Raw genomic sequence first — 22,134 nt, forward strand, 5'->3', positions numbered from 1 at the left:
CCGAAGGGGGCCACGCCGCGAGCTCGCGGCGTGGCCCCCTTCGCCGTGGTGGGGCAAAGAGGGTGCAGAAGGCCGGAAAATCAAGGGAAACACGCCGTGCCTCGTGTCGACTCGGGGCCCCACTTCGTGGTTGATTGTCTGTTGTTGAAAGAGACGAACCACGACAGATGGAGAACCCCATGAACAAGTCCGAGCTCGCCAGCGCCGTCGCCAAGGAGGCCGACGTCACCGCGTCCACGGCGTCCGACGTCATCACTGCCCTGCAGGCGGTCCTCTCGGCGAACGTCGCGAAGGGCGAGAAGGTCACGGTTCCCGGCTTCTTCAGCCTCGAGCGCGTCGAGCGCTCCGAGCGCAAGGGTCGCAACCCGCAGACCGGCGAGGAGATGGTCATCCCCGGTGGGTACGCCGCGAAGCTCACCGCCGGCAGCGCGCTGAAGAACGCCGCCAAGGGCTGAGTCCCGACCGCCGCGTGACGAAGGGGGCCTGCCACCACATCGGTGGCCGGCCCCCTTCGCGCGTGGCGGAGGCGGCTCTGCGGCAGGATGTGCGCATGCGGCGAGAGGAGCAGGGCCGGCCCATGGGGCTGCGCGCCACGATCGGCAGGTGGGTGCTCGGCGGGCTGCTCGCCGTCGGGGCCGTGGCGCTGCTGCTGAAGCCGGGCGGCATCAGCAAGCTGCTGGCCCTCGTGCTCGCAGGTGGCGCGGTGGCGATGTTCGCCCGTCGCTCCCGCAGCGACGCGGCGATCATCTCGGTGGTGCTGCTCGCCGTGGCCGCCTTCTTCCTCTTCGCCTTCGTCACGGGCAACAGCGAATGGATCACGGACAGGTACTGAATGCGCGAGGACCTCATCATCCGCCCCGAGGGCCCGGCCGACGCCGAGCCCACCGGACTGCTGCACGACGCGGCCTTCGGCATCCCGCAGGAGCGGGAGCGCTCGCTCGAGCGTGAGCTGACGGCCGCCCTGCGCGAGGACGGCGACGTGCTGCCCGGGCTGACCTTCGTCGCCGAGCTGGACGGGCACGTGGTCGGGCACGTCGTGTGCAGCCGGGGGAGCGTGGGGACGCATCCGGCCGTGGGGTTGGGGCCGATCGCGGTCACCCCGCAGCTGCAGCGCCAGGGGATCGGCGCGGCGCTGCTCATGGCCGTCGTGGCCAGCGCCGACCGCGACGCCGAGTCGCTCATCGCGCTGCTGGGCGACCCGGAGTACTACGGCTTCTTCGGCTTCGTGCCGGCCTCCGCGCACGGCATCGGCTCACCGGGACCGTGGGAGGAGGCCTTCCAGGTGCTGCCGCTGCGGGCCTGGCGGGCCGAGATGGCCGGGCCCTTCCGGTACGCCGCCGCCTTCGAGCGCCTCGCCTGAGGGCGGCCGCCCCTCCGCCATCGATTTGTGGGGCTCCGCCCCGCCCCGGTATCGTGGACCAGCGTGCGTGGTACGGCTGTGCCGTGGCGCGCACGAAGGAGGGCCGGGTCGGCTCTCCGCCCCCTCTCGCCGGGCGCCCGGCCGGGACCCGAGGAGGGCCCGGAAGGGAGTGCAGGGGAGAGCACCGACCGCAGGTCGTCCGATGTCGGAGGGCCGCGGCGGCATCCAAGGAGGACCGTCCGGGAGGACCCGGTCGGCCGCTGACAACATCACCACACGTACGGAGATCAGGTTGCCTACCATCAACCAGCTGGTGCGCAAGGGCCGGCAGGACAAGACGACGAAGGTCGCCACCCCTGCCCTCAAGGGCTCTCCGCAGCGCCGCGGCGTGTGCACCCGCGTGTACACGACCACCCCCAAGAAGCCGAACTCCGCCCTGCGCAAGGTCGCCCGTGTGCGGCTGACCTCGGGCATCGAGGTCACGGCCTACATCCCGGGCGTCGGCCACAACCTGCAGGAGCACTCCATCGTGCTCGTGCGCGGTGGCCGAGTGAAGGACCTTCCCGGCGTCCGCTACAAGATCGTGCGCGGCTCCCTCGACACCCAGGGTGTCCGGGGCCGCCAGCAGGCTCGCAGCCGCTACGGCGCCAAGAAGGAGAAGAAGTAATGCCTCGCAAGGGTCCCGCTCCGAAGCGCCCTCTCGTCATCGACCCCGTCTACCAGTCCCCGCTGGTGACGCAGCTGGTCAACAAGATCCTCATCGAGGGCAAGAAGTCCATCGCCGAGTCCATCGTCTACGACGCCCTCGAGGGCTGCCGCGAGAAGACCGGCACCGACCCGGTGCAGACGCTCAAGCGCGCACTGGACAACGTCAAGCCGTCCCTGGAGGTCAAGTCCCGCCGCGTCGGTGGTGCGACCTACCAGGTCCCGATCGAGGTCAAGCCCGGCCGCGCGACGACGCTCTCGCTGCGCTGGCTCGTCGGCTACGCCCGGCAGCGTCGCGAGAAGACGATGACCGAGCGCCTCATGAACGAGATCCTCGACGCGAGCAACGGCCTCGGGGCCGCGGTGAAGCGTCGCGAGGACACCCACAAGATGGCCGAGTCGAACAAGGCCTTCGCGCACTACCGCTGGTGACAGCGACGGTCGGGGCCGACCATGGCCGGCCCCGACCGAACCGCCTCCGGAGACGGGGGCACCCCAAGACCGCAACGAGCGAGATGAGAATTTTTCAGTGGCACAGGACGTCCTGACGGACCTCACCAAGGTCCGCAACATCGGCATCATGGCGCACATCGACGCCGGCAAGACGACGACGACTGAGCGCATCCTTTTCTACACCGGCGTGAACCACAAGCTGGGCGAGACGCACGACGGCGCCTCCACGACCGACTGGATGGAGCAGGAGAAGGAGCGCGGCATCACGATCACCTCCGCCGCGGTCACCTCTTTCTGGGACGACACCCAGATCAACATCATCGACACGCCCGGCCACGTCGACTTCACGGTCGAGGTCGAGCGCTCGCTGCGCGTGCTCGACGGCGCGGTGGCCGTCTTCGACGGCAAGGAGGGCGTCGAGCCCCAGTCCGAGACCGTGTGGCGCCAGGCCGACAAGTACGACGTGCCGCGCGTCGCCTTCGTGAACAAGATGGACAAGCTCGGTGCCGACTTCTACTTCACCGTGCAGACGATCAAGGACCGCCTCGGCGCGGAGCCGCTGGTCATGCAGCTGCCGATCGGCGCCGAGAACGACTTCATCGGTGTCATCGACCTGCTGAGCATGAAGGCGCTCGTGTGGCCGGGGGATGCCAAGGGTGACGTCAGCCTGGGTGCGCAGTACGAGACCCGCGAGATCCCCGAGGACCTGCAGGCCAGGGCAGAGGAGTACCGCGAGCAGCTCGTCGAGCGGGTCGCCGAGTCCGACGACGGCCTCATGGAGAAGTACCTCGGTGGCGAGGAGCTGAGCATCGAGGAGCTCAAGGCCGGCATCCGGAAGCTGACGGTGAACTCCGAGCTCTACCCGGTCTTCTGCGGCTCCGCCTTCAAGAACCGCGGTGTCCAGCCGATCCTCGACGCGGTGCGCGACTACCTGCCGAGCCCGCTCGACGTCGCCGCCATGGAGGGCCACGCGCCCGGTCGCGAGGACGAGGTCGTCTACCGGAAGCCGAGCACCAAGGAGCCCTTCTCGGCCCTGGCGTTCAAGATCGCCGCGCACCCCTTCTTCGGCACGCTGACCTTCATCCGGGTCTACTCGGGCAAGCTGACCTCCGGCACCCAGGTCGTGAACTCCACCCGGGGCAAGAGGGAGCGCATCGGCAAGCTCTTCCAGATGCACGCGAACAAGGAGAACCCGGTCGAGGAGGCCATGGCCGGGCACATCTACGCGGTCGTCGGGCTGAAGGACACCACCACCGGTGACACCCTCACCGACATCCAGGACCAGGTCGTCCTGGAGTCGATGAGCTTCCCCGAGCCGGTCATCCAGGTGGCCATCGAGCCGAAGACCAAGGGTGACCAGGAGAAGCTCTCCACGGCCATCCAGCGGTTGGTCCAGGAGGACCCCACCTTCCAGGTCAGCTTCGACGAGGAGACGGGCCAGACGATCATCGCCGGCATGGGTGAGCTGCACCTGGACGTCTTCGTCGACCGGATGAAGCGTGAGTTCAAGGTCGAGGCGAACATCGGCAAGCCGCAGGTCGCCTACCGCGAGACCATCCGCAAGACGGTCGAGAAGTACGACTTCACCCACAAGAAGCAGACCGGTGGCTCCGGCCAGTTCGCGAAGGTGCAGATCACCTTCGAGCCGCTCGACACCCAGGAGGGCGGCGAGCTGTACGAGTTCGAGAACAAGGTCACCGGTGGCCGCATCCCGAAGGAGTACATCCCCAGCGTCGACGCGGGCATCCAGGACGCCATGCAGTACGGCATCCTCGCCGGCTACCCGGTCGTCGGGGTCAAGGCCGTCCTCCTGGACGGCCAGTTCCACGACGTCGACTCCTCGGAGATGGCGTTCAAGATCGCCGGCTCGATGGCCTTCAAGGAGGCCGCGCGCAAGGCGAGCCCGGTCCTGATGGAGCCCATGATGGCCGTCGAGGTCCGCACCCCTGAGGAGTTCATGGGTGAGGTCATCGGTGACATCAACGCCCGTCGTGGCCAGGTCCAGGGGATGGAGGACGTGAGCGGCGCCAAGGTCGTCACCGGACTCGTCCCCCTCTCGGAGATGTTCGGCTACGTCGGTGACCTGCGGTCCAAGACCCAGGGCCGCGCGAACTTCACCATGGAGTTCGACTCCTACGCCGAGGTGCCCAAGTCGGTCGCCGAGGAGATCATCGCGAAGACCCGTGGTGAGTGACGGGTAGCATTACCCCGTTCCACCACGCAGACTCGACACACACCAGCAAATCCACGCCACCCTGCCCGGGCCAAGGCGTAACCAAGAAGAAGTCCTGAGGAGGACAAGCAAGTGGCGAAGGCAAAGTTCGAGCGGAGCAAGCCGCACGTCAACATCGGAACCATCGGTCACATCGACCACGGGAAGACGACGCTGACGGCTGCCATCTCCAAGGTGCTCGCGGACAAGCTCCCGGACCTGAACCAGGTCGCGGCGTTCGACACGATCGACAACGCGCCCGAGGAGAAGCAGCGCGGGATCACGATCAACGTGTCCCACCAGGAGTACCAGACCGAAAAGCGTCACTACGCCCACGTCGACGCTCCCGGGCACGCTGACTACGTCAAGAACATGATCACCGGTGCCGCCCAGATGGACGGCGCGATCCTCGTGGTCGCGGCGACCGACGGCCCGATGCCGCAGACGAAGGAGCACGTCCTCCTGGCCCGCCAGGTCGGCGTCCCCTACATCGTCGTGGCGCTGAACAAGTGCGACATGGTCGACGACGAGGAGATCCTCGAGCTCGTCGAGATGGAGGTCCGCGAGCTGCTGTCCTCCTACGAGTTCCCGGGCGACGACGCCCCGGTCATCAAGGTCTCCGCGCTCAAGGCCCTCGAGGGCGACGAGAAGTGGGCCAACTCCATCATGGAGCTGATGGACAGGGTCGACGAGTACGTCCCGACCCCGGACCGCGACCTGGACAAGCCGTTCATGATGCCGGTCGAGGACGTCTTCACGATCACCGGTCGTGGCACCGTCGTCACCGGCCGCATCGACCGCGGCGTCCTCAAGGTCAACGAGGAGGTCGAGATCGTCGGCATCCGCGAGGAGAAGCAGACCACCACGGTCACGGGCATCGAGATGTTCCGCAAGCTCCTCGACGAGGGCCAGGCCGGTGAGAACGTCGGTCTGCTCCTGCGTGGTACCAAGCGTGAGGACGTCGAGCGCGGGCAGGTCGTCTGCAAGCCGGGCTCGATCACCCCGCACACCCAGTTCGAGGGTCAGGTCTACATCCTCTCCAAGGAGGAGGGCGGCCGTCACACGCCGTTCTACGACTCCTACCGTCCGCAGTTCTACTTCCGGACCACGGACGTCACCGGTGTCGTGAGCCTGCCCGAGGGCACCGAGATGGTCATGCCCGGTGACAACACCGAGATGTCGGTCGAGCTGATCCAGCCGATCGCCATGGAGGAGGGCCTGAGCTTCAACATCCGCGAGGGCGGCCGCACCGTCGGTGCCGGCAAGGTCACCAAGATCATCAAGTGATCTGCGGCTGACCACTGGTCAGCAGCCGCGAAGGGCCCGTCTTCCCCACTCGGGGAGGCGGGCCCTTCGCCTGTCCGCTCAGGCAGGGGCGGCGGCCTCCGTCAGGGTCTCCTCGGGCACCCAGCCGTCCGCGACCATGGCGGCCCGCAGCGCTGCCCGTCCACGGGTGGGCACCCCCGCAGCCCGGTAGCGGGCGCGACCCCGCTCCAGGTGGCTGCGCACCGTGGTGGTGCGCAGCCGGAGCAGGCGGGCCAGGAAGGCGGGGGAGTACCCGCCGGGCATCACGTAGAGGCCCAGCACCTGCAGCTCCCGGTCCGTGAGCCGCGCGGTGGGTGCCGGTGCGCACGCGATGTCGGTGCCGGCCGGGGCGGTGCCCCGGCTCGCGTCGAGGATCAGCTCCGCACATCCGGCCAGTCCGTGGTCGGGCCCCACCCAGGCGATGGCCCCCTCCGCTCCGCACCGGCGGGCGAAGGGGGTGTCCCGCCCCGGCCCGAGGACCACCACCCGCGATCCCAGCCGGCGCAGGGCCCGGATCTTCAGGGGGAGGGGGACGTGGTCCACGATGAACGGGTCGAGGAGGACGACGTCACCGGCGAAGTCCCACTCGGAGCGGAAGTCGTCCCAGGAGTGCACGACGGTGTCCAGCCGCAGCCGGGGTGCCCGACGTGCCAGCTCGCGGCGCAGCGCGGAGGTCACGACGGGGGACGTGTGCACCACGTCGAGGCGAGGGACGGGAGCTCTCATGCGCGACAATGGTGACATGCCTGCTGCGCCCCCGGTCGCCGTGTGGTCGCGGTGACGTCTGCACGCCGATGCGCTCGTGGTCGCACTCGGGGCGCGCAGCGAGCCCGCCGACGTGGTGGCCGACCCGCTGCCGCCGGACCTCCTCGTGGCCGGGGCGGCGGCCCCCGACCTGATCCGTGTGCTCCAGCGGCGACGGGCCGCGGGGCGGGAGACCGTGGTGTGGGGCGGGACGCTGTCGGCGCCCCGCGTGACCGCCCTGCGCTCGGCGGGGGCGAGTGCGTACCTCTCGGCGTTGTGCCGGCCGGGCGAGCTCGTGGCGACGGTCCGCCGGGTCCGCGGTGGCCACAGCACCCCTGAGGCGCCCCACGTGGCCGGAACCCGGTTGACCGCCCGGGAGCACGAGGTGGTTCGTGCCTACCTCGTCACCGGTGCGGATCGGACCCGTCGTGAGGTGGCGGCCGACCTCGGCATCAGCGAACGCACCCTCAAGGCACACATCGCGAACGTCCGGGAGTGGGTGGCCACCGCCGACGCCGGTACGAGAGAGGGGCTGCGGCACGCCCTGCGGGCCCACGGACTGCTGCCCTAGTCCTTCTTGTGGCATCCGGTCAGTGAACTCCCAGCAGACCGTAGGGTTCTGCACAGCGGCCTGACAGGGGGTTGCTAGAGCGCCTGGGGAGAGGGGTCTCCAGCCAGCGCCGCTGCATCCAGGCACGGCGCAGGACACCGCGCCTGTCCGCAGAAGGAAACGCCACGTGAGCAAGGACGCCACCACCCCGCCCCCTCCCGCCGCACCATCGCCAAGGGTGCCGCCTGGGCACTCCCGGCCGTCTCGGTCGCGGCCGTCGCCCCGGCCCTGGCCGCCTCCACGACCGCCTGCCCGGCGGGCACCCTGCGGGTGACGGTCAGCTGCCCACCGCTGCTGAGCACCAAGCAGCTCTACTTCACGATCACGAACCCTGATGACACCTGCAGCGTCCCGGCGGGGACCACGTTCACCGTGGACCGTGGTGGCCTGGCCGGTGTCGCCGTCGGCGACCTGAACTCCCTCAATGTCAACGCGAACGTCATCTTCAACACCGCCAACCAGGGGGAGCTGACCGAGGACCTCGGGCCGGGCGAGAGCATGGACGTCCAGGTCTTCCCCCGCGGACTGGCGAGAGTCTCCGCCCTGCAGCGGGTCACCCTGACGATCGCGGGCGCGTCTGCGACGCAGGGCTACACCATCATCTCGGTGGCCGGCCTGTCCGTGGCCATCTGCGGCCTGGGCTGATCGCCCCGACTCCGAGGCGCCCGGTGCCGATCGGCACCGGGCCTCTCGCGTGTACGAAGGGCGTGGCCGCCCCCTTCGCCATAGGGTGGGGCCGACCCCCGTACCCGAGACGAGGATGACGTCCCCATGGCATCTACCGAGAGCGCCGAGACCCAGACCGGCCCCGATGGCTCCGACGGGAACGGTGGCCTGGAGCCGGCGCCGCTGCACCGGCTGAAGCCGCGCGGCTGGGTCTTCGCCGGGAAGGGTGCGGCCAGGGAGTTCGGCCGCGACGGGTGCACCGACCTCGCGGCCGCACTGACCTACTTCTCGGTGCTCTCGATCTTCCCGGCCCTGCTGGCGCTGGTCTCCATCCTCGGGCTCGTCGGCGAACCCGAGGAGACCAAGCAGACGGTCCTGGATGTCCTCGAGCAGCTCGGGCAGGGCAAGGCCGTGGAGACCCTCTCCGGCCCGCTGGACCAGATGGTCAACTCCCCGGCCGCCGGCATCGGCCTGATCGCCGGTCTCGGCGGTGCCCTGTGGTCGGCCTCGGGATACGTCGGGGCCTTCGGGCGGGCGCTGAACCAGATCTACGGGGTCGCCGAGGGCAGGGGCTTCCTCAAGCGTCGCCCGATGCAGGTCCTCGTGACCTTGGTCCTGCTCGTCCTGGCCGCAGTCATCATCCTCGCGGTCGCGGTCAGCGGCGGTCTCGCCCGCGCGATCGGCGAGACGATCGGGCTGGGGGAGGCCGCCGTCACGGCGTGGAACCTCGCGAAGTGGCCGGTCATCCTGCTGCTCGTCATCTTCATGATCGGGCTGCTCTACTTCGCCACCCCGAACGTGCGCCGGCCCTTCCGCTGGCTGAGCCCCGGTGCGGCCGTGGCGCTCGTCGTGGCGGTCGTGGCCTCCGTCGGCTTCGGCTTCTACGTGAGCAACTTCGGCTCCTACAACAAGACCTACGGCTCCCTGGCCGGCGTCGTCGTGGTCCTGCTGTGGCTGTGGATCCTGAACAACGTGCTCCTCTTCGGGGCCGAGTTCGACGCCGAGCTGGAGCGCTCCCGCCGTCTCCAGGGCGGGATGGCCGCCGAGTCCGGCCGACTGGTCCCGGTGCGTGACACCACGACCTCCGACGCCGCGGCCGAGGCGGAGGCCGCCGCCGAGGAGGAGGCGCGTACGCTACGGATCAAGGGCCTGCAGGAGCAGGGGCTCTCCACGGCGGAGGCGGCCCCGCAGGAGCAGGACTAGGGCACTCCCTGCTCGATTTGGATTGCTCCAGCGGGCTCTGGCACACTGTTCAGGTTGCTTGTTGACGGCGACGCCGTGACCGGCCATTGCCACGGTCCCGGAGTCGCCGTCTCCCGGTGAGAACGCATCGAACCGCGCTTCGGCGTGGGGCGACACACCGGAGGAGAGCGCGATCCGGCCGACGGATCGAGGACCAGACGCACGATCTGCCTTCGGGCACGTCGTCGTGGCGCGGGTCGAGTGCGACACACCCGACCGCGTGGGTCGGAGGTCCGATCGGCCCACAGACCAGGCAAAGCAGGCGAGAGAGAGACGGAAGCACAGATGGCGGGACAGAAGATCCGCATCCGGTTGAAGTCGTATGACCACGAGGTCATCGACAACTCGGCGCGAAAGATCGTCGACACCGTGACCCGTGCCGGCGCGACGGTGGTGGGCCCGGTGCCGCTGCCGACGGAGAAGAACGTGTTCTGCGTCATCCGTTCGCCGCACAAGTACAAGGACAGCCGCGAGCACTTCGAGATGCGCACCCACAAGCGACTCATCGACATCGTCGACCCGACGCCCAAGGCCGTCGACTCGCTGATGCGCCTCGACCTGCCGGCTGACGTCAACATCGAGATCAAGCTCTGAGGCTGACGATGACTACTACCACCACCAAGACCGTGAAGGGCGTGCTCGGCGAGAAGCTCGGCATGACGCAGGTGTGGGACGAGGACAGCCGCCTCGTCCCCGTCACCGTCGTCCAGGCCGGCCCGTGCGTCGTCACCCAGGTCCGCACCCTCGAGACCGACGGCTACGAGGCCGTCCAGATCGCCTTCGGCGGCATCGACCCGCGCAAGGTCAACCAGCCGGCGAGCGGTCACTTCGCCAAGGCCGGCGTGACCCCGCGCCGCCACCTGGTCGAGCTGCGCACCTCGGACGCCTCCGAGTACACCGTGGGTCAGGAGGTGACCGCCGAGCTGTTCGAGGCCGGACAGAGCATCGACGTCACCGGCACCACGAAGGGCAAGGGCTTCGCCGGCGTCATGAAGCGCCACGGGTTCGCCGGTGTTGGCGCCTCCCACGGTGCGCACCGCAACCACCGCAAGCCCGGCGCCATCGGTGGCTGCGCCACCCCGGGCCGCGTCTTCAAGGGGATGCGCATGGCCGGCCGCATGGGCGGCGTGCGCCAGACCACCCAGAACCTGAAGATCCACGCCGTCGACGCCGAGAAGGGGCTGCTGCTCGTCCAGGGCGCCGTCCCCGGCCCGCGCGGCGGGATCGTCCTCGTCCGCAACGCCGTGAAGGGAGCCTGACGTGCCGACCATCGACATCATCAGCCCGCAGGGTGGGTCCGCCGGCACCGTCGAGCTGCCCGGTGAGGTCTTCGACGTCCAGGTCAACGTCCCGCTGATCCACCAGGTCGTCGTGGCGCAGCTCGCCGCCGCACGGCAGGGCACCCACAAGACCAAGACCCGCGGCGAGGTCCGCGGCGGTGGCCGCAAGCCCTGGCGCCAGAAGGGCACCGGCCGGGCCCGCCACGGCTCGGTCCGCTCGCCCCAGTGGGCCGGCGGTGGCACCGTCCACGGCCCGGTCCCGCGGGACTACTCCAAGCGGACCCCGAAGAAGATGAAGGCCGCCGCGCTGCGCGGTGCCCTCTCGGACCGGGCCCGTCACGGGCGCGTGCACGTGCTCAGCGACCTGGTCGCGGGGGAGACCCCCTCCACCAAGGCGGTCCTCTCCGTGCTCTCCGGCCTGAGCGAGCGCGCCAACCACCTCGTGGTGCTCGAGCGCGGCAACGAGACCGCGTGGAAGTCGGTGCGCAACCTCACCGAGGTCCACGTCCTCTTCGCCGACCAGCTCAACACCTACGACGTGCTCTGCGCCGACGACATCGTCTTCACCCAGGCGGCCCTCGAGGCCTTCCTCGCCGGCCGCGCGAACAAGACCGAGGAGGCCGGCAAGTGAGCACCGCATCGCAGCTGACCGACCCGCGCGACATCCTGATCCGTCCGGTCGTCTCCGAGAAGTCCTACGGGCTCCTCGACGACGGCAAGTACACGTTCATCGTCGACCCGCGGGCCAACAAGACCCAGATCAAGATCGCCGTCGAGCAGATCTTCGACGTCAAGGTCGACTCCGTGCACACCATGAACCGCCCCGGCAAGGCCCGGCGGACCCGGTTCGGCACCGGCAAGCGCAAGGACGTCAAGCGTGCGATCGTCACTCTCCGCGAGGGCACGATCGACATCTTCGGCGGCCAGGGCTGACGGAGAGGACAAGGAAGAAGCACATGGCCATCCGCAAGTACAAGCCGACCACTCCCGGTCGCCGCGGCAGCTCCGTCGCCGACTTCGTCGAGATCACCCGTGACTCGCCGGAGAAGTCGCTGGTCCGCCCGCTGAGCAAGTCCGGCGGTCGCAACACCTCGGGCCGCATCACCACCCGCCACATCGGCGGCGGTCACAAGCGCGCCTACCGCGTCATCGACTTCCGTCGCCACGACAAGGACGGTGTCCCGGCCAAGGTCGCGCACATCGAGTACGACCCGAACCGCACCGCACGCATCGCGCTGCTGCACTACGCCGACGGCGAGAAGCGTTACATCCTGGCCCCGAGCAAGCTGAACCAGGGCGCTTGGATCGAGAACGGCCCTTCGGCCGACATCAAGGTCGGGAACAACCTCGCGCTGCGCAACATCCCGAACGGCACCACGGTCCACGCCGTGGAGCTGCGTCCCGGGGGCGGGGCCAAGATGGCCCGCTCCGCCGGGGCGAGCATCCAGCTCCTCGCGAAGGAGGGCCCCTACGCCACGCTGCGCATGCCCTCCGGCGAGGTCCGTCGGGTCGACGCCCGGTGCCGCGCCACCATCGGTGAGGTCGGCAACTCCGAGCAGATCAACATCAGCTGGGGCAAGGCCGGCCGCATGCGGTGGAAGGGCAAGCGCCCCACCGTCCGCGGTGTCGTGATGAACCCGGTGGACCACCCGCACGGTGGTGGCGAGGGCCGGACCTCCGGTGGCCGCCACCCCGTCTCGCCCTGGGGTACCCCCGAGGGCCGCACCCGGCGTCCCGGGAAGGCGAGCGACAAGCTCATCGTCCGTCGCCGCCGTACCGGCAAGAAGCGCTGATAGGAGCGAAGAAGGAACATGCCTCGTAGCCTGAAGAAGGGCCCCTTCATCGACGACCACCTCCAGAAGAAGGTGGACGCCCAGAACGAAGCGGGCACGAAGAACGTCATCAAGACCTGGTCGCGCCGTTCGGTCGTCAGCCCGGACATGCTCGGCCACACCTTCGCCGTCCACGACGGCCGCAAGCACGTCCCGGTGTTCGTCACCGAGGCGATGGTCGGCCACAAGCTCGGCGAGTTCGCACCGACCCGCTCCTTCCGCGGTCACGTGAAGGATGACAAGAAGGGACGTCGTCGCTGATGGCCGCCAACGACACCACCGAGCAGGAGGCCCTGGTCGCCCAGGCGTCCGCGCGCCACACCCGGATCGCGCCGATGAAGGCGCGCCGAGTGGTCGACCTCATTCGCGGCAAGGACACCCAGACCGCGATCGCCACGCTGCAGTTCGCACCGCAGGGCGCCTCCGAGCAGACCCTGAAGGTCCTGCAGAGCGCCATCGCGAACCTGCGCGTGAAGTCCGACGAGCTGGGTGAGCCCTTCGACGAGCGCAACCTGGTCGTCGCTGCCGCCTACGTCGACGAAGGACCGACCATGAAGCGCTTCCGTCCGCGGGCCCAGGGCCGCGCCGGCCGGATCAACAAGCGCACCAGCCACATCACCATCCACGTGACGACCAAGCCTGCGAAGGCCGCGAAGGGAGGGACCCGCTGATGGGTCAGAAGATCAACCCGCACGGCTTCCGGCTGGGCGTCACCGTCGACCACAAGAGCCGCTGGTTCGCCGACTCCAACAAGAAGGGTCAGCGCTACCGGGACTACGTGAAGGAGGACGTGGCGATCCGCAAGCTCCTGTCCACGGGGATGGAGCGCGCCGGCATCGCCCGCGTCGAGATCGAGCGCACCCGGGACCGCGTGCGGGTGGACATCCACACCGCTCGTCCGGGCATCGTCATCGGCCGCCGCGGCGCCGAGGCGGACCGCATCCGCGGTGAGCTCGAGAAGCTCACCGGCAAGCAGGTCCAGCTGAACATCCTCGAGGTCAAGAACCCCGAGATCGAGGCCCAGCTCGTCGCCCAGGGGATCGCCGAGCAGCTGGCTGCCCGCGTCACCTTCCGTCGCGCCATGCGCAAGGGCCTGCAGTCCTCGCTGCGTGCCGGCGCCAAGGGCATCCGGATCCAGTGCTCCGGTCGTCTCGGCGGCGCCGAGATGTCCCGTTCCGAGTTCTACCGTGAGGGTCGGGTGCCGCTGCACACCCTTCGCGCGAACATCGACTACGGCTTCTACGAGGCCCGCACGACCTTCGGGCGCATCGGCGTCAAGGTCTGGATCTACAAGGGCGACATGACCGAGAAGGAGTTCGCGGCGCAGCAGGCGTCCGCCGCTCCGCGTGGTCGTGGCCCGCGTCGCGACCGCGACGACCGTCCCGCCCGCGCCCGCCGCGGTGGTGGCGACCGCAACGCGGCCCCGGCCAAGAAGGCCGAGGCCCCTGCTGCGGAGACCCCCGCCGCCGAGGCGCCGGCCAAGACCGAGGGAGAGTCCTGAGATGTTGATCCCCCGACGGGTCAAGCACCGCAAGCAGCACCACCCCAGGCGTGGCGGCATGGCGAAGGGCGGGACCACCGTCTCCTTCGGCGACTACGGCCTGCAGGCGCTGGAGGCCGCGTACATCACCAACCGGCAGATCGAGGCCGCGCGTATCGCCATGACGCGCTACATGAAGCGTGGCGGGAAGGTCTGGATCAACATCTACCCGGACCGTCCGCTCACCAAGAAGCCGGCCGAGACCCGGATGGGTTCCGGCAAGGGCTCGCCCGAGTGGTGGGTCGCGAACGTCAAGCCGGGCCGGGTCATGTTCGAGATCTCCGGTGTCGACGAGAAGGTCGCTCGCGAGGCCATGCGCCTGGCGATGCACAAGCTGCCGATGAAGTGCCGCTTCGTCGCGCGTGAGGGTGGTGAGAACTGATGGCAGTCGGATCCAAGGACCTGACTCCTGCGGACCTGCGTGAGCTGGCCGACGACAAGCTCGTCGAGGAGCTGCGCAAGGGCAAGGAGGAGCTGTTCAACCTCCGATTCCAGTCGGCCACCGGCCAGCTGGAGAACCACGGCCGCCTCCGCGCGGTCCGCAAGGACATCGCGCGCATCTACACCGAGATGCGCGAGCGCGAGCTCGGGATCGGTGAGAGCAAGTGAGCGAGAACGTGAAGGAAGAGACCGTGAGCAGCGCCAGCGAGCCCCAGGAGCGGAACTACCGCAAGTCCCGCCGCGGGTACGTCGTCAGCGACAAGATGGACAAGACGGTCGTCGTCGAGGTCGAGGACCGCGTCAAGCACGCGCTCTACGGCAAGGTCATGCGCCGCAGCGAGCGGGTCAAGGTCCACGACGAGCAGAACCAGGCCGGTGTGGGTGACCTCATCGAGATCATGGAGACCCGGCCGCTGTCGGCCACCAAGCGGTGGCGCCTCGTCGAGATCCTCGAGAAGGCCAAGTAATCCTCTTCGGAGACGAAGGGGGCGTCACGCCCCCTTCGTCCCCACAGCCGTAAAAGTCCAGTTCGGCCAGGCTCGCGAGAGGCGAGAACCAGCACGACGACAGGAGTGAGAAGTGATCCAGCAGGAGTCGCGACTGCGAGTCGCCGACAACACCGGAGCCAAGGAGATCCTGTGCGTCCGCGTGCTCGGCGGCTCCGGCCGTCGCTACGCCGGCGTGGGCGACACGATCGTCGCCACCGTCAAGGACGCCATCCCCGGTGGCAACGTCAAGAAGGGCGACATCGTCAAGGCGGTCATCGTCCGCACCACCAAGGAGAGCCGTCGCGTCGACGGTTCCTACATCAAGTTCGACGAGAACGCCGCCGTCATCCTCAAGGCCGACGGCGAGCCGCGCGGGACGCGCATCTTCGGCCCGGTCGGTCGCGAGCTGCGCGACCAGCGGTTCATGAAGATCGTCTCGCTGGCACCGGAGGTGATCTGAGATGGCAAAGCTGAAGATCAAGAAGGGCGACCTCGTCCAGGTCCTCAGTGGCCGTGACAAGGGCCTGCAGGGCAAGGTGATCTCGGTCGACGTCGAGCGGGAGCGCGTCGTCGTCGAGGGCGTCCAGCGCGTCACCAAGCACACCCGGGCCGGCTTCGGCGGTCAGGCCGGTGGCCTCGTCACGACCGAGGCCCCGATCCACGTGAGCAACGTGGCCGTGGTCGACCCCGAGGACAACAAGCCCACCCGCACCAGGACCCGCGTCGAGACCATCGAGCGCGACGGTCGCAAGAAGACGAGCCGCACCCGCGTCGGCGTGCGCTCGGGCAAGGACCTCTGAGATGACCGACACCATCGAGACCACCCAGGCACCGCGCCTGAAGAGCCGGTACACCGGTGAGATCAAGGGCGCTCTCTCGGAGCAGTTCGGCTACGAGAACCCGATGCAGGTCCCGCGCCTCGTCAAGGTCGTCGTCAACATGGGCGTCGGCGACGCGGCGAAGGACTCCAAGCTCATCGAGGGCGCGATCCGCGACCTGACCGCCATCACCGGTCAGAAGCCGCAGGTGACCAAGGCGCGCCGCTCCATCGCCCAGTTCAAGCTGCGTGAGGGCATGCCGATCGGCGCCCACGTCACGCTGCGGGGCGACCGGATGTGGGAGTTCCTCGACCGGCTGATCAGCATCGCGCTGCCGCGCATCCGCGACTTCCGCGGGCTGAACGGCAAGCAGTTCGACGGGAACGGCAACTACACCTTCGGGCTGACCGAGCAGTCGATGTTCCACGAGATCGACCAGGACAAGATCGACCGCGTCCGGGGCATGGACATCACCGTGGTCACCACGGCGACGAACGACGACGAGGGCCGGGCCCTGCTCAAGCAGCTCGGCTTCCCCTTCAAGGAGAACTGAGATGGCCAAGACCGCCCTGATCAACAAGGCGAACAAGAAGCCGAAGTTCAAGGTCCGGGGCTACACGCGTTGCCAGCGCTGTGGTCGGCCGCACTCGGTCTACCGCAAGTTCGGTCTGTGCCGTGTGTGCCTCCGGGACATGGCTCACCGCGGTGAGCTGCCCGGCGTGACCAAGTCCAGCTGGTAAGCAGCGACCCCAACAACTTCCACATCACTCCTACATCGAAGGTCGCCTCGTGCCCGAGGTGAAACCGCGATGAGAGAGGGCAGGCAGAGCCCATGACAATGACCGACCCGATCGCGGACATGCTCACCCGCGTGCGCAACGCCAACTCGGCGTACCACGACGTGGTGTCCATGCCGTACTCCAAGCTGAAGTCGAACATCGCGGAGATCCTCCAGGCGGAGGGCTTCATCTCCGGGTGGGAGGTCGAGGACGCGACCGTCGGCAAGACGCTGACCATCGCGCTCAAGTACGGCCCCACCCGGGAGCGTTCCATCGCGGGCGTGCGCCGGGTCTCCAAGCCCGGTCTGCGCGTCTACGCGAAGTCCACCAACCTGCCGAAGGTCCTCGGCGGCCTGGGCGTGGCGATCATCTCCACGTCCTCGGGCCTCCTGACCGACAAGCAGGCCGCAACCAAGGGTGTGGGCGGGGAAGTCCTCGCCTACGTCTGGTAAGGGGGAGCACCATGTCGCGCATCGGAAAGAGGCCGGTCGCCATCCCCAGCGGTGTCGACGTCACCATCGAGGGCCAGACCGTGAAGGTCAAGGGCCCCAAGGGTGAGCTGCAGACCGTCGTGGCCGAGCCCATCACGGTCGCCAGGACCGACGAGGGCGTCGAGGTCGCGCGCCCGGACGACGAGCGGGAGTCCCGCTCGCTGCACGGCCTGAGCCGCAGCCTCATCAACAACATGGTCGTCGGTGTCACCACCGGGTACGAGAAGAAGCTCGAGATCCACGGCACCGGTTACCGCGTCCAGAACAAGGGCGGCAACCTCGAGTTCGCGCTCGGGTTCAGCCACCCCGTCGTCATCGAGGCGCCGGAGGGCATCACCTTCGCCGTCGAGAACCCGACCCGCTTCGCGGTCCAGGGGATCGACAAGCAGCTCGTCGGTGAGGTCGCCGCCAACATCCGCAAGCTGCGCCGTCCCGACCCGTACAAGGGCAAGGGCGTGCGCTACGAGGGCGAGCAGATCCGTCGCAAGGTCGGAAAGGCTGGTAAGTAAGCCATGGCAATGATCGTCAAGCGAGCCAAGGGCAAGAGCGCCGCTCGTGGTCGTCGCCACCTGCGCGTCCGCAAGAAGATCACGGGGACCGCGAGCCGTCCGCGGCTGGTCGTCACCCGCAGCTCCCGGCACGTCTTCGTCCAGGTCGTCGACGACACCGTCGGCAAGACCGTCGCCTCGGCCTCGACCATGGAGGCCGACGTGCGGGCGATGGAGGGCGACAAGACCGAGCAGGCCCAGAAGGTCGGCGGGCTCGTCGCAGAGCGCGCCAAGCAGGCGGGCGTCGCCGCGGTCGTCTTCGACCGTGGTGGCAACCGGTACCACGGCCGCGTCGCCGCGGTGGCCGACGGTGCCCGCGAAGGGGGCCTGGCACTGTGATGCAGGCCCACAACGTCGAGAAGAGGAACATCTGATGCCCGGACCCCAGCGTCGAGGCGCCGGTGCCGCCGGCACCAATGAGCGCTCCAACAACAACCGCCGAGACCGCCGCGACGGCGGCCGCGACCGTCACGAGAGCCAGTTCCTCGAGCGGGTCGTGACCATCAACCGCGTCGCCAAGGTCGTCAAGGGTGGTCGTCGCTTCAGCTTCACCGCCCTGGTCGTCGTCGGTGACGGCGACGGCACCGTCGGTGTCGGCTACGGCAAGGCCAAGGAGGTGCCCTCCGCGATCGCGAAGGGTGTCGAGGAGGCGAAGAAGAACTTCTTCAGCGTCCCCCGCATCCAGGGCACCATCCCCCACCCGATCGTCGGCGAGGCCGCCGCGGGTGTCGTCATGCTCCGTCCGGCCTCGCCCGGTACCGGTGTCATCGCCGGTGGCCCGGTGCGCGCCGTGCTCGAGTGCGCCGGCATCCACGACGTGCTGAGCAAGTCTCTCGGCTCGGACAACGCGATCAACATCGTCCACGCGGCGGTGGAGGCCCTCCGCGGCCTCGAGCGTCCGGAGGCCGTGGCCGCGCGCCGCGGCATGCCGCTGGACGAGGTCGCCCCGGCCGCCATGCTGCGCGCCCAGGCCGCTGGTCGCGCCGAGGCCGCCGACACGGCGAAGGCGGGTGCATGATGGCCCAGCTGAAGGTGACCCAGACCCGTTCCGAGATCGGTGGCCGGGAGAGCCAGCGCAACACCCTGCGCAGCCTCGGCCTGAAGCGCATGGGCGACGTCGTCGTCAAGGAGGACCGTCCCGAGATCCGCGGGATGGTCAAGACGGTCGACCACCTGGTCACCGTCGAGGAGGTTGACTGATCATGGCTGACAGCAAGGCTGACGTCACGCCGGAGGAGGGCGCCCGCGCCCTGAAGGTGCACCACCTGCGCCCGGCGCCCGGCGCCAAGACCGCGCGTACCCGCGTGGGTCGCGGTGAGGGCTCGAAGGGCAAGACCGCCGGTCGCGGCACCAAGGGCACCAAGGCCCGTTACCAGGTGCCGGAGCGTTTCGAGGGTGGCCAGACGCCGCTGCACATGCGGCTGCCGAAGATGCGTGGCTTCAAGAACCCGTTCAAGACCGAGTACCAGGTCGTGAACCTCGAGCGCATCGCGACCCTCTTCCCCGAGGGGGGCACCGTGGGCGTCGAGGAGCTCGTGGCCAAGGGCGCCGTTCGCGCGGGCCAGCCCGTGAAGGTGCTCGGCTCCGGCGACGTGTCGGCGAAGGTGGACCTCACGGTCGACGCCTTCTCCACCAGCGCCAAGGAGAAGATCGAGGCGGCCGGCGGCAGCATCACGCTGCGCTGACCCCCTTCGCACCAGGTCGTGAGGCCGTCCCGTCCCCGGGGCGGCCTCACGCCGTTCCGGCCGGTCGGGTCGGGCATCGCCACCGATGACAGGTATCGTCGGACGGGTTGTGCCCGCACGGTCCATCGGCCCGGGGCGCACCACCCGGACCATCCTGGAGGAACCAACCCGTGCTCTCCGTCTTCACCCGGGCGTTCTCGACGCCCGAACTGCGGAACAAGCTGCTGCTCACCCTGGGCATCCTCGTGCTCTTCCGCATCGGGTCTTCCATCCCCACCCCGAATGTCGACTACTCCGCGGTGCAGCAGTGCATCGCGGGTGCGAGGGATGACTCGGGGAGCAGCTTCCTCGGCATGGCCAACCTCTTCAGCGGCGGCGCGCTGCTGCAGCTGTCGGTCTTCGCGCTCGGGATCATGCCCTACATCACCGCGAGCATCATCGTGCAGCTGCTCACGGTCGTCATCCCGCACTTCGAGCAGCTGAAGAAGGAGGGCCAGCAGGGTCAGGCCAAGATGACGCAGTACACGCGTTACCTGACGATCGGCCTGGCCGTCCTGCAGTCCTCGACCTTCATCACCTTCGCGCGCAACCCCGCGCAGCTCTTCGCCAATGCCGAGTGCGGCCCGATCATCTACCGCGAGGGCATCTTCGACATCGGCCTCATGGTGCTGACGATGACCGCCGGGACCGGCCTGATCATGTGGCTCGGTGAGCTCATCACCGACAAGGGCGTCGGCAACGGCATGTCGCTGCTGATCTTCACCTCGATCGTGGCGACCTTCCCCAGCTCGCTGTGGGCCATCCAGCAGCGCGACGGCCGCTGGGACATCTTCTTCATCGTCATCGCCATCGGGCTGCTCATCACCACCGCGGTCGTCTTCGTCGAGCAGAGCCAGCGACGGGTGCCGGTCCAGTACGCCAAGCGGATGGTCGGGCGGCGGATGTACGGCGGCACCTCGACGTACATCCCGATCAAGGTGAACATGGCCAACGTCATCCCGGTCATCTTCGCCAGCTCGATGCTCGCCCTGCCGCAGATGGTCGCCCAGTTCCAGACCGACCCCCAGGGCAACTCGCCGGCGTGGGTGCAGTGGGTCCAGACCTACCTGGTCCAGGGCGACAACCCCATCTACATGGCGGTCTACACCGCCCTGATCATCTTCTTCACGTTCTTCTACGTCTCGATCACGTTCAACCCCACGGACGTGGCCGACAACATGAAGAAGTACGGGGGCTTCATCCCCGGTATTCGCGCCGGGCGACCCACGGCCGAGTACCTCCGGTACGTCCTGACCCGCATCACCGTGCCCGGGTCGATCTACCTGGCTGTGGTCTCGTTGATCCCGCTCATCGCCTTCGTGCTCGTCGGGGCCAACCAGAACTTCCCCTTCGGCGGCGCCTCTATCATCATCATGGTGGGAGTCGGCCTGGAGACGGTGAAGCAGATCGAGTCCCAGCTCCAGCAACGTCACTACGAAGGGTTCCTGCGCTGATGCGTCTGATCATCCTCGGTCCTCCCGGTGCCGGTAAGGGCACTCAGGCCGGCCGTATCGCCGAGCACTACGCCATCCCCGCGATCTCCACGGGGGACATCTTCCGCTCCAACATCAAGAACGAAACGGAGCTCGGGAAGCAGGTCAAGGAGATCCTCGCCTCCGGCGGCTACGTCTCGGACGAGATCACCAACGCCATCGTCGAGGACCGCCTCGCCCAGGAGGACGCCGCGGGCGGGTTCCTGCTCGACGGCTACCCCCGCACTCCGGCGCAGGTCGAGGCCCTCGACGGCATGCTGCAGCGGCAGGGTGCCTCCCTGGACAAGGTGCTCGAGCTCGTCGTCGACGACGAGATGGTGATCGCCCGGCTGCTCAAGCGTGCCGAGGTCGAGGGCCGGGAGGACGACACCGAGGAGGTCATCCGCGAGCGCATGGCCCTCTACCACCGGGAGACCGAGCCGCTGGCCTCCGAGTACGCCGAGCGCGGTCTGCTGGTCCAGGTCGACGGCGCCGGCGAGGTCGACGAGATCGGCCGCCGCATCATCGACGCGCTGGACGACTGACCCGGCGATGTCCCTCTTCGGCCGCGAGCGCCTGCCCTCCCGCACCCCGGACGAGCTCCGGGCGATGCGGGTGGCGGGGCTGCTCGTCGGCCGCACCCTCGCGATGCTCCGGGAGGAGGCGCGCGAAGGGGTGAGCACCGGCCGGCTCGACGAGCTCGCCGAGACCTTCATCCGGGACCACGGGGGCATCCCCAACTTCCAGCTCGTGCCCGGGTACAGCCACACCCTGTGCACCTCGATCGGCTCGCAGATCGTGCACGGGATCCCGGGGGAGCGGGTGCTGGCCCCCGGTGACCTGCTGAGCATCGACTGCGGCGCCGAGGTGCAGGGGTGGAACGGCGACGCCGCGATGACCGTGGTCGTCGGTGGGGATGACGCGGGCGACCCCGCGCAGGTGCGCCTCAGCGAGGTCACCCGGCGTTCGCTCTGGGCGGGGATCGCCGCCCTTCGTCCCGGTGGGGACCTGAACGACGTCGGCGGGGCCGTCGAGGACAGCATCGTCGCCGACGGCCGGGATGACGGCATCGACTACGGAATCGTCGAGGACTACACCGGCCACGGCATCGGGGAGTCGATGCACCTGCCGCCGAGCGTGTGCAACTACCGGGTGCGCGGCCGGGTCGCCCGCACCCCCGTCGGGGCGACCCTGGCGATCGAGCCGATGGTCACCCTCGGCGACCAGGCCAACCACGTCCTGCCCGACGACTGGACCGTCGTCACGAGCGACGGCCTGGCCGCGGCGCACTGGGAGCACTCGGTCGCCCTCACCGAGGACGGCGTCGTCGTGCTCACCGCGCTCGACCAGGGTCACTCGGAACTGGTGCCCCGCGGCGTGGCGGTCGGTTCGCTGGACTGAACCCGCCTCACGACGTGCGGGGA

Annotated in this window: 35 protein-coding genes; 34 read left to right on the forward strand and 1 reads right to left on the reverse strand. The window is 68.8% G+C overall.

Going from position 1 to position 22,134, the window contains the following annotated elements; genetic code table 11:
- The first annotated feature begins 179 nt into the window (after positions 1–179).
- From JCO01S_RS01155 to tuf, 7 genes are all read left to right on the forward strand, one after another.
- The gene (locus tag JCO01S_RS01155) at positions 180–455 is read left to right on the forward strand and encodes an HU family DNA-binding protein (RefSeq protein WP_068249633.1); all 276 of its coding nucleotides are present in this window, start codon (positions 180–182) and stop codon (positions 453–455) included.
- 95 nt (positions 456–550) lie between these two features.
- Positions 551–832 carry a hypothetical protein gene (locus JCO01S_RS01160; protein ID WP_157074429.1) on the forward strand — a complete coding sequence of 94 codons (282 nt, stop codon included), beginning with the start codon at positions 551–553 and terminating at the stop codon, positions 830–832.
- A complete protein-coding gene (locus JCO01S_RS01165) occupies positions 833–1,360 on the forward strand; it encodes a GNAT family N-acetyltransferase (protein ID WP_068249637.1) in 528 nt (175 codons plus the stop codon).
- Positions 1,361–1,652: 292 nt separating this feature from the next.
- Complete coding sequence (gene rpsL / locus JCO01S_RS01170; protein WP_068249640.1) at positions 1,653–2,027, forward strand: 30S ribosomal protein S12; 375 nt, start codon at positions 1,653–1,655, stop codon at positions 2,025–2,027.
- Positions 2,027–2,497, forward strand: a complete 471-nt coding sequence (rpsG, locus tag JCO01S_RS01175) for a 30S ribosomal protein S7 (protein WP_068249642.1) — start codon at positions 2,027–2,029, stop codon at positions 2,495–2,497. The genes rpsL and rpsG overlap by 1 nt, the downstream gene beginning before the upstream one ends.
- 97 nt (positions 2,498–2,594) lie before the next feature.
- Positions 2,595–4,712 carry an elongation factor G gene (gene fusA, locus JCO01S_RS01180; protein ID WP_068249643.1) on the forward strand — a complete coding sequence of 706 codons (2,118 nt, stop codon included), beginning with the start codon at positions 2,595–2,597 and terminating at the stop codon, positions 4,710–4,712.
- A gap of 111 nt (positions 4,713–4,823) precedes the next feature.
- On the forward strand, positions 4,824–6,017 hold the full coding sequence (gene tuf, locus JCO01S_RS01185) for an elongation factor Tu (RefSeq protein WP_068249645.1): 1,194 nt from the start codon (positions 4,824–4,826) through the stop codon (positions 6,015–6,017).
- A gap of 78 nt (positions 6,018–6,095) precedes the next feature.
- Here the strand turns inward: tuf and JCO01S_RS01190 are convergent, their stop codons facing one another.
- Complete coding sequence (locus JCO01S_RS01190) at positions 6,096–6,761, reverse strand: helix-turn-helix transcriptional regulator (RefSeq protein ID WP_157074430.1); 666 nt, start codon at positions 6,759–6,761, stop codon at positions 6,096–6,098.
- A 76-nt stretch (positions 6,762–6,837) separates the two neighbouring features.
- On the opposite strand from JCO01S_RS01190, the gene JCO01S_RS01195 reads away from it, so the two are divergent.
- From JCO01S_RS01195 to map, 27 genes are all read left to right on the forward strand, one after another.
- The gene (locus JCO01S_RS01195) at positions 6,838–7,350 is read left to right on the forward strand and encodes a LuxR C-terminal-related transcriptional regulator (RefSeq protein ID WP_068249649.1); all 513 of its coding nucleotides are present in this window, start codon (positions 6,838–6,840) and stop codon (positions 7,348–7,350) included.
- A 309-nt stretch (positions 7,351–7,659) separates the two neighbouring features.
- Positions 7,660–8,034, forward strand: coding sequence for a hypothetical protein (locus JCO01S_RS01200; protein WP_068249651.1), 375 nt, complete (start codon positions 7,660–7,662; stop codon positions 8,032–8,034).
- A gap of 126 nt (positions 8,035–8,160) precedes the next feature.
- Positions 8,161–9,258 carry a YihY/virulence factor BrkB family protein gene (locus JCO01S_RS01205; RefSeq protein WP_068249653.1) on the forward strand — a complete coding sequence of 366 codons (1,098 nt, stop codon included), beginning with the start codon at positions 8,161–8,163 and terminating at the stop codon, positions 9,256–9,258.
- Positions 9,259–9,582: 324 nt separating this feature from the next.
- Positions 9,583–9,891: a 30S ribosomal protein S10 gene (rpsJ, locus tag JCO01S_RS01210; protein ID WP_068249654.1), complete on the forward strand. Its 309-nt coding sequence runs from the start codon at positions 9,583–9,585 to the stop codon at positions 9,889–9,891.
- Between the two features lie 8 nt (positions 9,892–9,899).
- Positions 9,900–10,556, forward strand: a complete 657-nt coding sequence (gene rplC, locus JCO01S_RS01215) for a 50S ribosomal protein L3 (RefSeq protein WP_068249656.1) — start codon at positions 9,900–9,902, stop codon at positions 10,554–10,556.
- A 1-nt stretch (position 10,557) separates the two neighbouring features.
- Positions 10,558–11,208, forward strand: a complete 651-nt coding sequence (gene rplD, locus JCO01S_RS01220) for a 50S ribosomal protein L4 (protein WP_068249658.1) — start codon at positions 10,558–10,560, stop codon at positions 11,206–11,208.
- Positions 11,205–11,510 (forward strand): 50S ribosomal protein L23, encoded by a 306-nt coding sequence (gene rplW, locus JCO01S_RS01225; RefSeq protein WP_068249659.1) that lies wholly within the window; start codon positions 11,205–11,207, stop codon positions 11,508–11,510. Before rplD ends, rplW begins: the two co-directional genes overlap by 4 nt.
- Positions 11,511–11,533: 23 nt before the next feature.
- Positions 11,534–12,370 carry a 50S ribosomal protein L2 gene (gene rplB / locus JCO01S_RS01230; protein ID WP_068249661.1) on the forward strand — a complete coding sequence of 279 codons (837 nt, stop codon included), beginning with the start codon at positions 11,534–11,536 and terminating at the stop codon, positions 12,368–12,370.
- 18 nt (positions 12,371–12,388) lie between these two features.
- Complete coding sequence (gene rpsS, locus JCO01S_RS01235; protein ID WP_068249663.1) at positions 12,389–12,670, forward strand: 30S ribosomal protein S19; 282 nt, start codon at positions 12,389–12,391, stop codon at positions 12,668–12,670.
- Positions 12,670–13,080 (forward strand): 50S ribosomal protein L22, encoded by a 411-nt coding sequence (rplV, locus tag JCO01S_RS01240; protein WP_084342530.1) that lies wholly within the window; start codon positions 12,670–12,672, stop codon positions 13,078–13,080. The genes rpsS and rplV overlap by 1 nt, the downstream gene beginning before the upstream one ends.
- A complete protein-coding gene (rpsC, locus tag JCO01S_RS01245) occupies positions 13,080–13,910 on the forward strand; it encodes a 30S ribosomal protein S3 (protein ID WP_068249665.1) in 831 nt (276 codons plus the stop codon). Before rplV ends, rpsC begins: the two co-directional genes overlap by 1 nt.
- 1 nt (position 13,911) lies before the next feature.
- Positions 13,912–14,331: a 50S ribosomal protein L16 gene (rplP, locus tag JCO01S_RS01250; RefSeq protein WP_068249667.1), complete on the forward strand. Its 420-nt coding sequence runs from the start codon at positions 13,912–13,914 to the stop codon at positions 14,329–14,331.
- Positions 14,331–14,558 (forward strand): 50S ribosomal protein L29, encoded by a 228-nt coding sequence (rpmC, locus tag JCO01S_RS01255; protein ID WP_068249672.1) that lies wholly within the window; start codon positions 14,331–14,333, stop codon positions 14,556–14,558. Before rplP ends, rpmC begins: the two co-directional genes overlap by 1 nt.
- Positions 14,559–14,581: 23 nt before the next feature.
- Positions 14,582–14,857, forward strand: a complete 276-nt coding sequence (rpsQ, locus tag JCO01S_RS01260; protein WP_281189163.1) for a 30S ribosomal protein S17 — start codon at positions 14,582–14,584, stop codon at positions 14,855–14,857.
- A 112-nt stretch (positions 14,858–14,969) separates the two neighbouring features.
- On the forward strand, positions 14,970–15,338 hold the full coding sequence (rplN, locus tag JCO01S_RS01265; RefSeq protein WP_068249675.1) for a 50S ribosomal protein L14: 369 nt from the start codon (positions 14,970–14,972) through the stop codon (positions 15,336–15,338).
- Position 15,339: 1 nt separating this feature from the next.
- Positions 15,340–15,678 carry a 50S ribosomal protein L24 gene (gene rplX / locus JCO01S_RS01270; RefSeq protein WP_068249676.1) on the forward strand — a complete coding sequence of 113 codons (339 nt, stop codon included), beginning with the start codon at positions 15,340–15,342 and terminating at the stop codon, positions 15,676–15,678.
- A 1-nt stretch (position 15,679) separates the two neighbouring features.
- Positions 15,680–16,249 carry a 50S ribosomal protein L5 gene (gene rplE / locus JCO01S_RS01275; protein ID WP_068249679.1) on the forward strand — a complete coding sequence of 190 codons (570 nt, stop codon included), beginning with the start codon at positions 15,680–15,682 and terminating at the stop codon, positions 16,247–16,249.
- A 1-nt stretch (position 16,250) separates the two neighbouring features.
- Positions 16,251–16,436, forward strand: a complete 186-nt coding sequence (locus tag JCO01S_RS01280; protein WP_068249681.1) for a type Z 30S ribosomal protein S14 — start codon at positions 16,251–16,253, stop codon at positions 16,434–16,436.
- Between the two features lie 92 nt (positions 16,437–16,528).
- Positions 16,529–16,927, forward strand: a complete 399-nt coding sequence (gene rpsH / locus JCO01S_RS01285) for a 30S ribosomal protein S8 (protein WP_068249683.1) — start codon at positions 16,529–16,531, stop codon at positions 16,925–16,927.
- An 11-nt stretch (positions 16,928–16,938) separates the two neighbouring features.
- Positions 16,939–17,475, forward strand: coding sequence for a 50S ribosomal protein L6 (rplF, locus tag JCO01S_RS01290; RefSeq protein WP_068249685.1), 537 nt, complete (start codon positions 16,939–16,941; stop codon positions 17,473–17,475).
- Positions 17,476–17,478: 3 nt separating this feature from the next.
- Positions 17,479–17,853, forward strand: coding sequence for a 50S ribosomal protein L18 (rplR, locus tag JCO01S_RS01295; RefSeq protein ID WP_068249687.1), 375 nt, complete (start codon positions 17,479–17,481; stop codon positions 17,851–17,853).
- A gap of 34 nt (positions 17,854–17,887) precedes the next feature.
- The gene (rpsE, locus tag JCO01S_RS01300) at positions 17,888–18,532 is read left to right on the forward strand and encodes a 30S ribosomal protein S5 (RefSeq protein WP_068249689.1); all 645 of its coding nucleotides are present in this window, start codon (positions 17,888–17,890) and stop codon (positions 18,530–18,532) included.
- Entirely contained in the window at positions 18,532–18,714 is a 183-nt protein-coding gene (gene rpmD / locus JCO01S_RS01305) for a 50S ribosomal protein L30 (RefSeq protein WP_068249691.1), read from the forward strand. Before rpsE ends, rpmD begins: the two co-directional genes overlap by 1 nt.
- Before the next feature lie 2 nt (positions 18,715–18,716).
- Complete coding sequence (rplO, locus tag JCO01S_RS01310) at positions 18,717–19,199, forward strand: 50S ribosomal protein L15 (protein ID WP_068249693.1); 483 nt, start codon at positions 18,717–18,719, stop codon at positions 19,197–19,199.
- 170 nt (positions 19,200–19,369) lie between these two features.
- Complete coding sequence (secY, locus tag JCO01S_RS01315) at positions 19,370–20,692, forward strand: preprotein translocase subunit SecY (RefSeq protein WP_068249698.1); 1,323 nt, start codon at positions 19,370–19,372, stop codon at positions 20,690–20,692.
- The gene (locus JCO01S_RS01320; protein ID WP_068249700.1) at positions 20,692–21,255 is read left to right on the forward strand and encodes an adenylate kinase; all 564 of its coding nucleotides are present in this window, start codon (positions 20,692–20,694) and stop codon (positions 21,253–21,255) included. Before secY ends, JCO01S_RS01320 begins: the two co-directional genes overlap by 1 nt.
- A gap of 7 nt (positions 21,256–21,262) precedes the next feature.
- A complete protein-coding gene (gene map, locus JCO01S_RS01325) occupies positions 21,263–22,111 on the forward strand; it encodes a type I methionyl aminopeptidase (RefSeq protein ID WP_068249703.1) in 849 nt (282 codons plus the stop codon).
- The last annotated feature ends 23 nt before the right edge of the window (positions 22,112–22,134 follow it).

The sequence above is a fragment of the Janibacter corallicola NBRC 107790 genome (assembly GCF_001570965.1).
GTDB lineage: Bacteria > Actinomycetota > Actinomycetes > Actinomycetales > Dermatophilaceae > Janibacter > Janibacter corallicola.

Bases quoted from the DNA above. Each gene is read 5' to 3' on its own strand.
- rplP (WP_068249667.1), top strand. From the start codon at position 13,912: ATGTTGATCCCCCGACGGGTCAAGCACCGCAAGCAGCACCACCCCAGG.
- rplE (WP_068249679.1), top strand. From the start codon at position 15,680: ATGACCGACACCATCGAGACCACCCAGGCACCGCGCCTGAAGAGCCGG.
- JCO01S_RS01280 (WP_068249681.1), top strand. From the start codon at position 16,251: ATGGCCAAGACCGCCCTGATCAACAAGGCGAACAAGAAGCCGAAGTTC.
- rplR (WP_068249687.1), top strand. From the start codon at position 17,479: ATGGCAATGATCGTCAAGCGAGCCAAGGGCAAGAGCGCCGCTCGTGGT.
- rpsS (WP_068249663.1), top strand. From the start codon at position 12,389: ATGCCTCGTAGCCTGAAGAAGGGCCCCTTCATCGACGACCACCTCCAG.
- rplC (WP_068249656.1), top strand. From the start codon at position 9,900: ATGACTACTACCACCACCAAGACCGTGAAGGGCGTGCTCGGCGAGAAG.
- JCO01S_RS01190 (WP_157074430.1), bottom strand. From the start codon at position 6,761: ATGAGAGCTCCCGTCCCTCGCCTCGACGTGGTGCACACGTCCCCCGTC.
- JCO01S_RS01160 (WP_157074429.1), top strand. From the start codon at position 551: ATGCGGCGAGAGGAGCAGGGCCGGCCCATGGGGCTGCGCGCCACGATC.
- rplF (WP_068249685.1), top strand. From the start codon at position 16,939: ATGTCGCGCATCGGAAAGAGGCCGGTCGCCATCCCCAGCGGTGTCGAC.
- rpsE (WP_068249689.1), top strand. From the start codon at position 17,888: ATGCCCGGACCCCAGCGTCGAGGCGCCGGTGCCGCCGGCACCAATGAG.
- JCO01S_RS01165 (WP_068249637.1), top strand. From the start codon at position 833: ATGCGCGAGGACCTCATCATCCGCCCCGAGGGCCCGGCCGACGCCGAG.
- rpmD (WP_068249691.1), top strand. From the start codon at position 18,532: ATGGCCCAGCTGAAGGTGACCCAGACCCGTTCCGAGATCGGTGGCCGG.
- rplO (WP_068249693.1), top strand. From the start codon at position 18,717: ATGGCTGACAGCAAGGCTGACGTCACGCCGGAGGAGGGCGCCCGCGCC.
- rpsJ (WP_068249654.1), top strand. From the start codon at position 9,583: ATGGCGGGACAGAAGATCCGCATCCGGTTGAAGTCGTATGACCACGAG.
- rplX (WP_068249676.1), top strand. From the start codon at position 15,340: ATGGCAAAGCTGAAGATCAAGAAGGGCGACCTCGTCCAGGTCCTCAGT.
- rpsC (WP_068249665.1), top strand. From the start codon at position 13,080: ATGGGTCAGAAGATCAACCCGCACGGCTTCCGGCTGGGCGTCACCGTC.
- rpsH (WP_068249683.1), top strand. From the start codon at position 16,529: ATGACAATGACCGACCCGATCGCGGACATGCTCACCCGCGTGCGCAAC.
- JCO01S_RS01205 (WP_068249653.1), top strand. From the start codon at position 8,161: ATGGCATCTACCGAGAGCGCCGAGACCCAGACCGGCCCCGATGGCTCC.
- JCO01S_RS01320 (WP_068249700.1), top strand. From the start codon at position 20,692: ATGCGTCTGATCATCCTCGGTCCTCCCGGTGCCGGTAAGGGCACTCAG.
- rplB (WP_068249661.1), top strand. From the start codon at position 11,534: ATGGCCATCCGCAAGTACAAGCCGACCACTCCCGGTCGCCGCGGCAGC.
- rplV (WP_084342530.1), top strand. From the start codon at position 12,670: ATGGCCGCCAACGACACCACCGAGCAGGAGGCCCTGGTCGCCCAGGCG.
- rpsG (WP_068249642.1), top strand. From the start codon at position 2,027: ATGCCTCGCAAGGGTCCCGCTCCGAAGCGCCCTCTCGTCATCGACCCC.
- rpmC (WP_068249672.1), top strand. From the start codon at position 14,331: ATGGCAGTCGGATCCAAGGACCTGACTCCTGCGGACCTGCGTGAGCTG.
- JCO01S_RS01155 (WP_068249633.1), top strand. From the start codon at position 180: ATGAACAAGTCCGAGCTCGCCAGCGCCGTCGCCAAGGAGGCCGACGTC.
- map (WP_068249703.1), top strand. From the start codon at position 21,263: ATGTCCCTCTTCGGCCGCGAGCGCCTGCCCTCCCGCACCCCGGACGAG.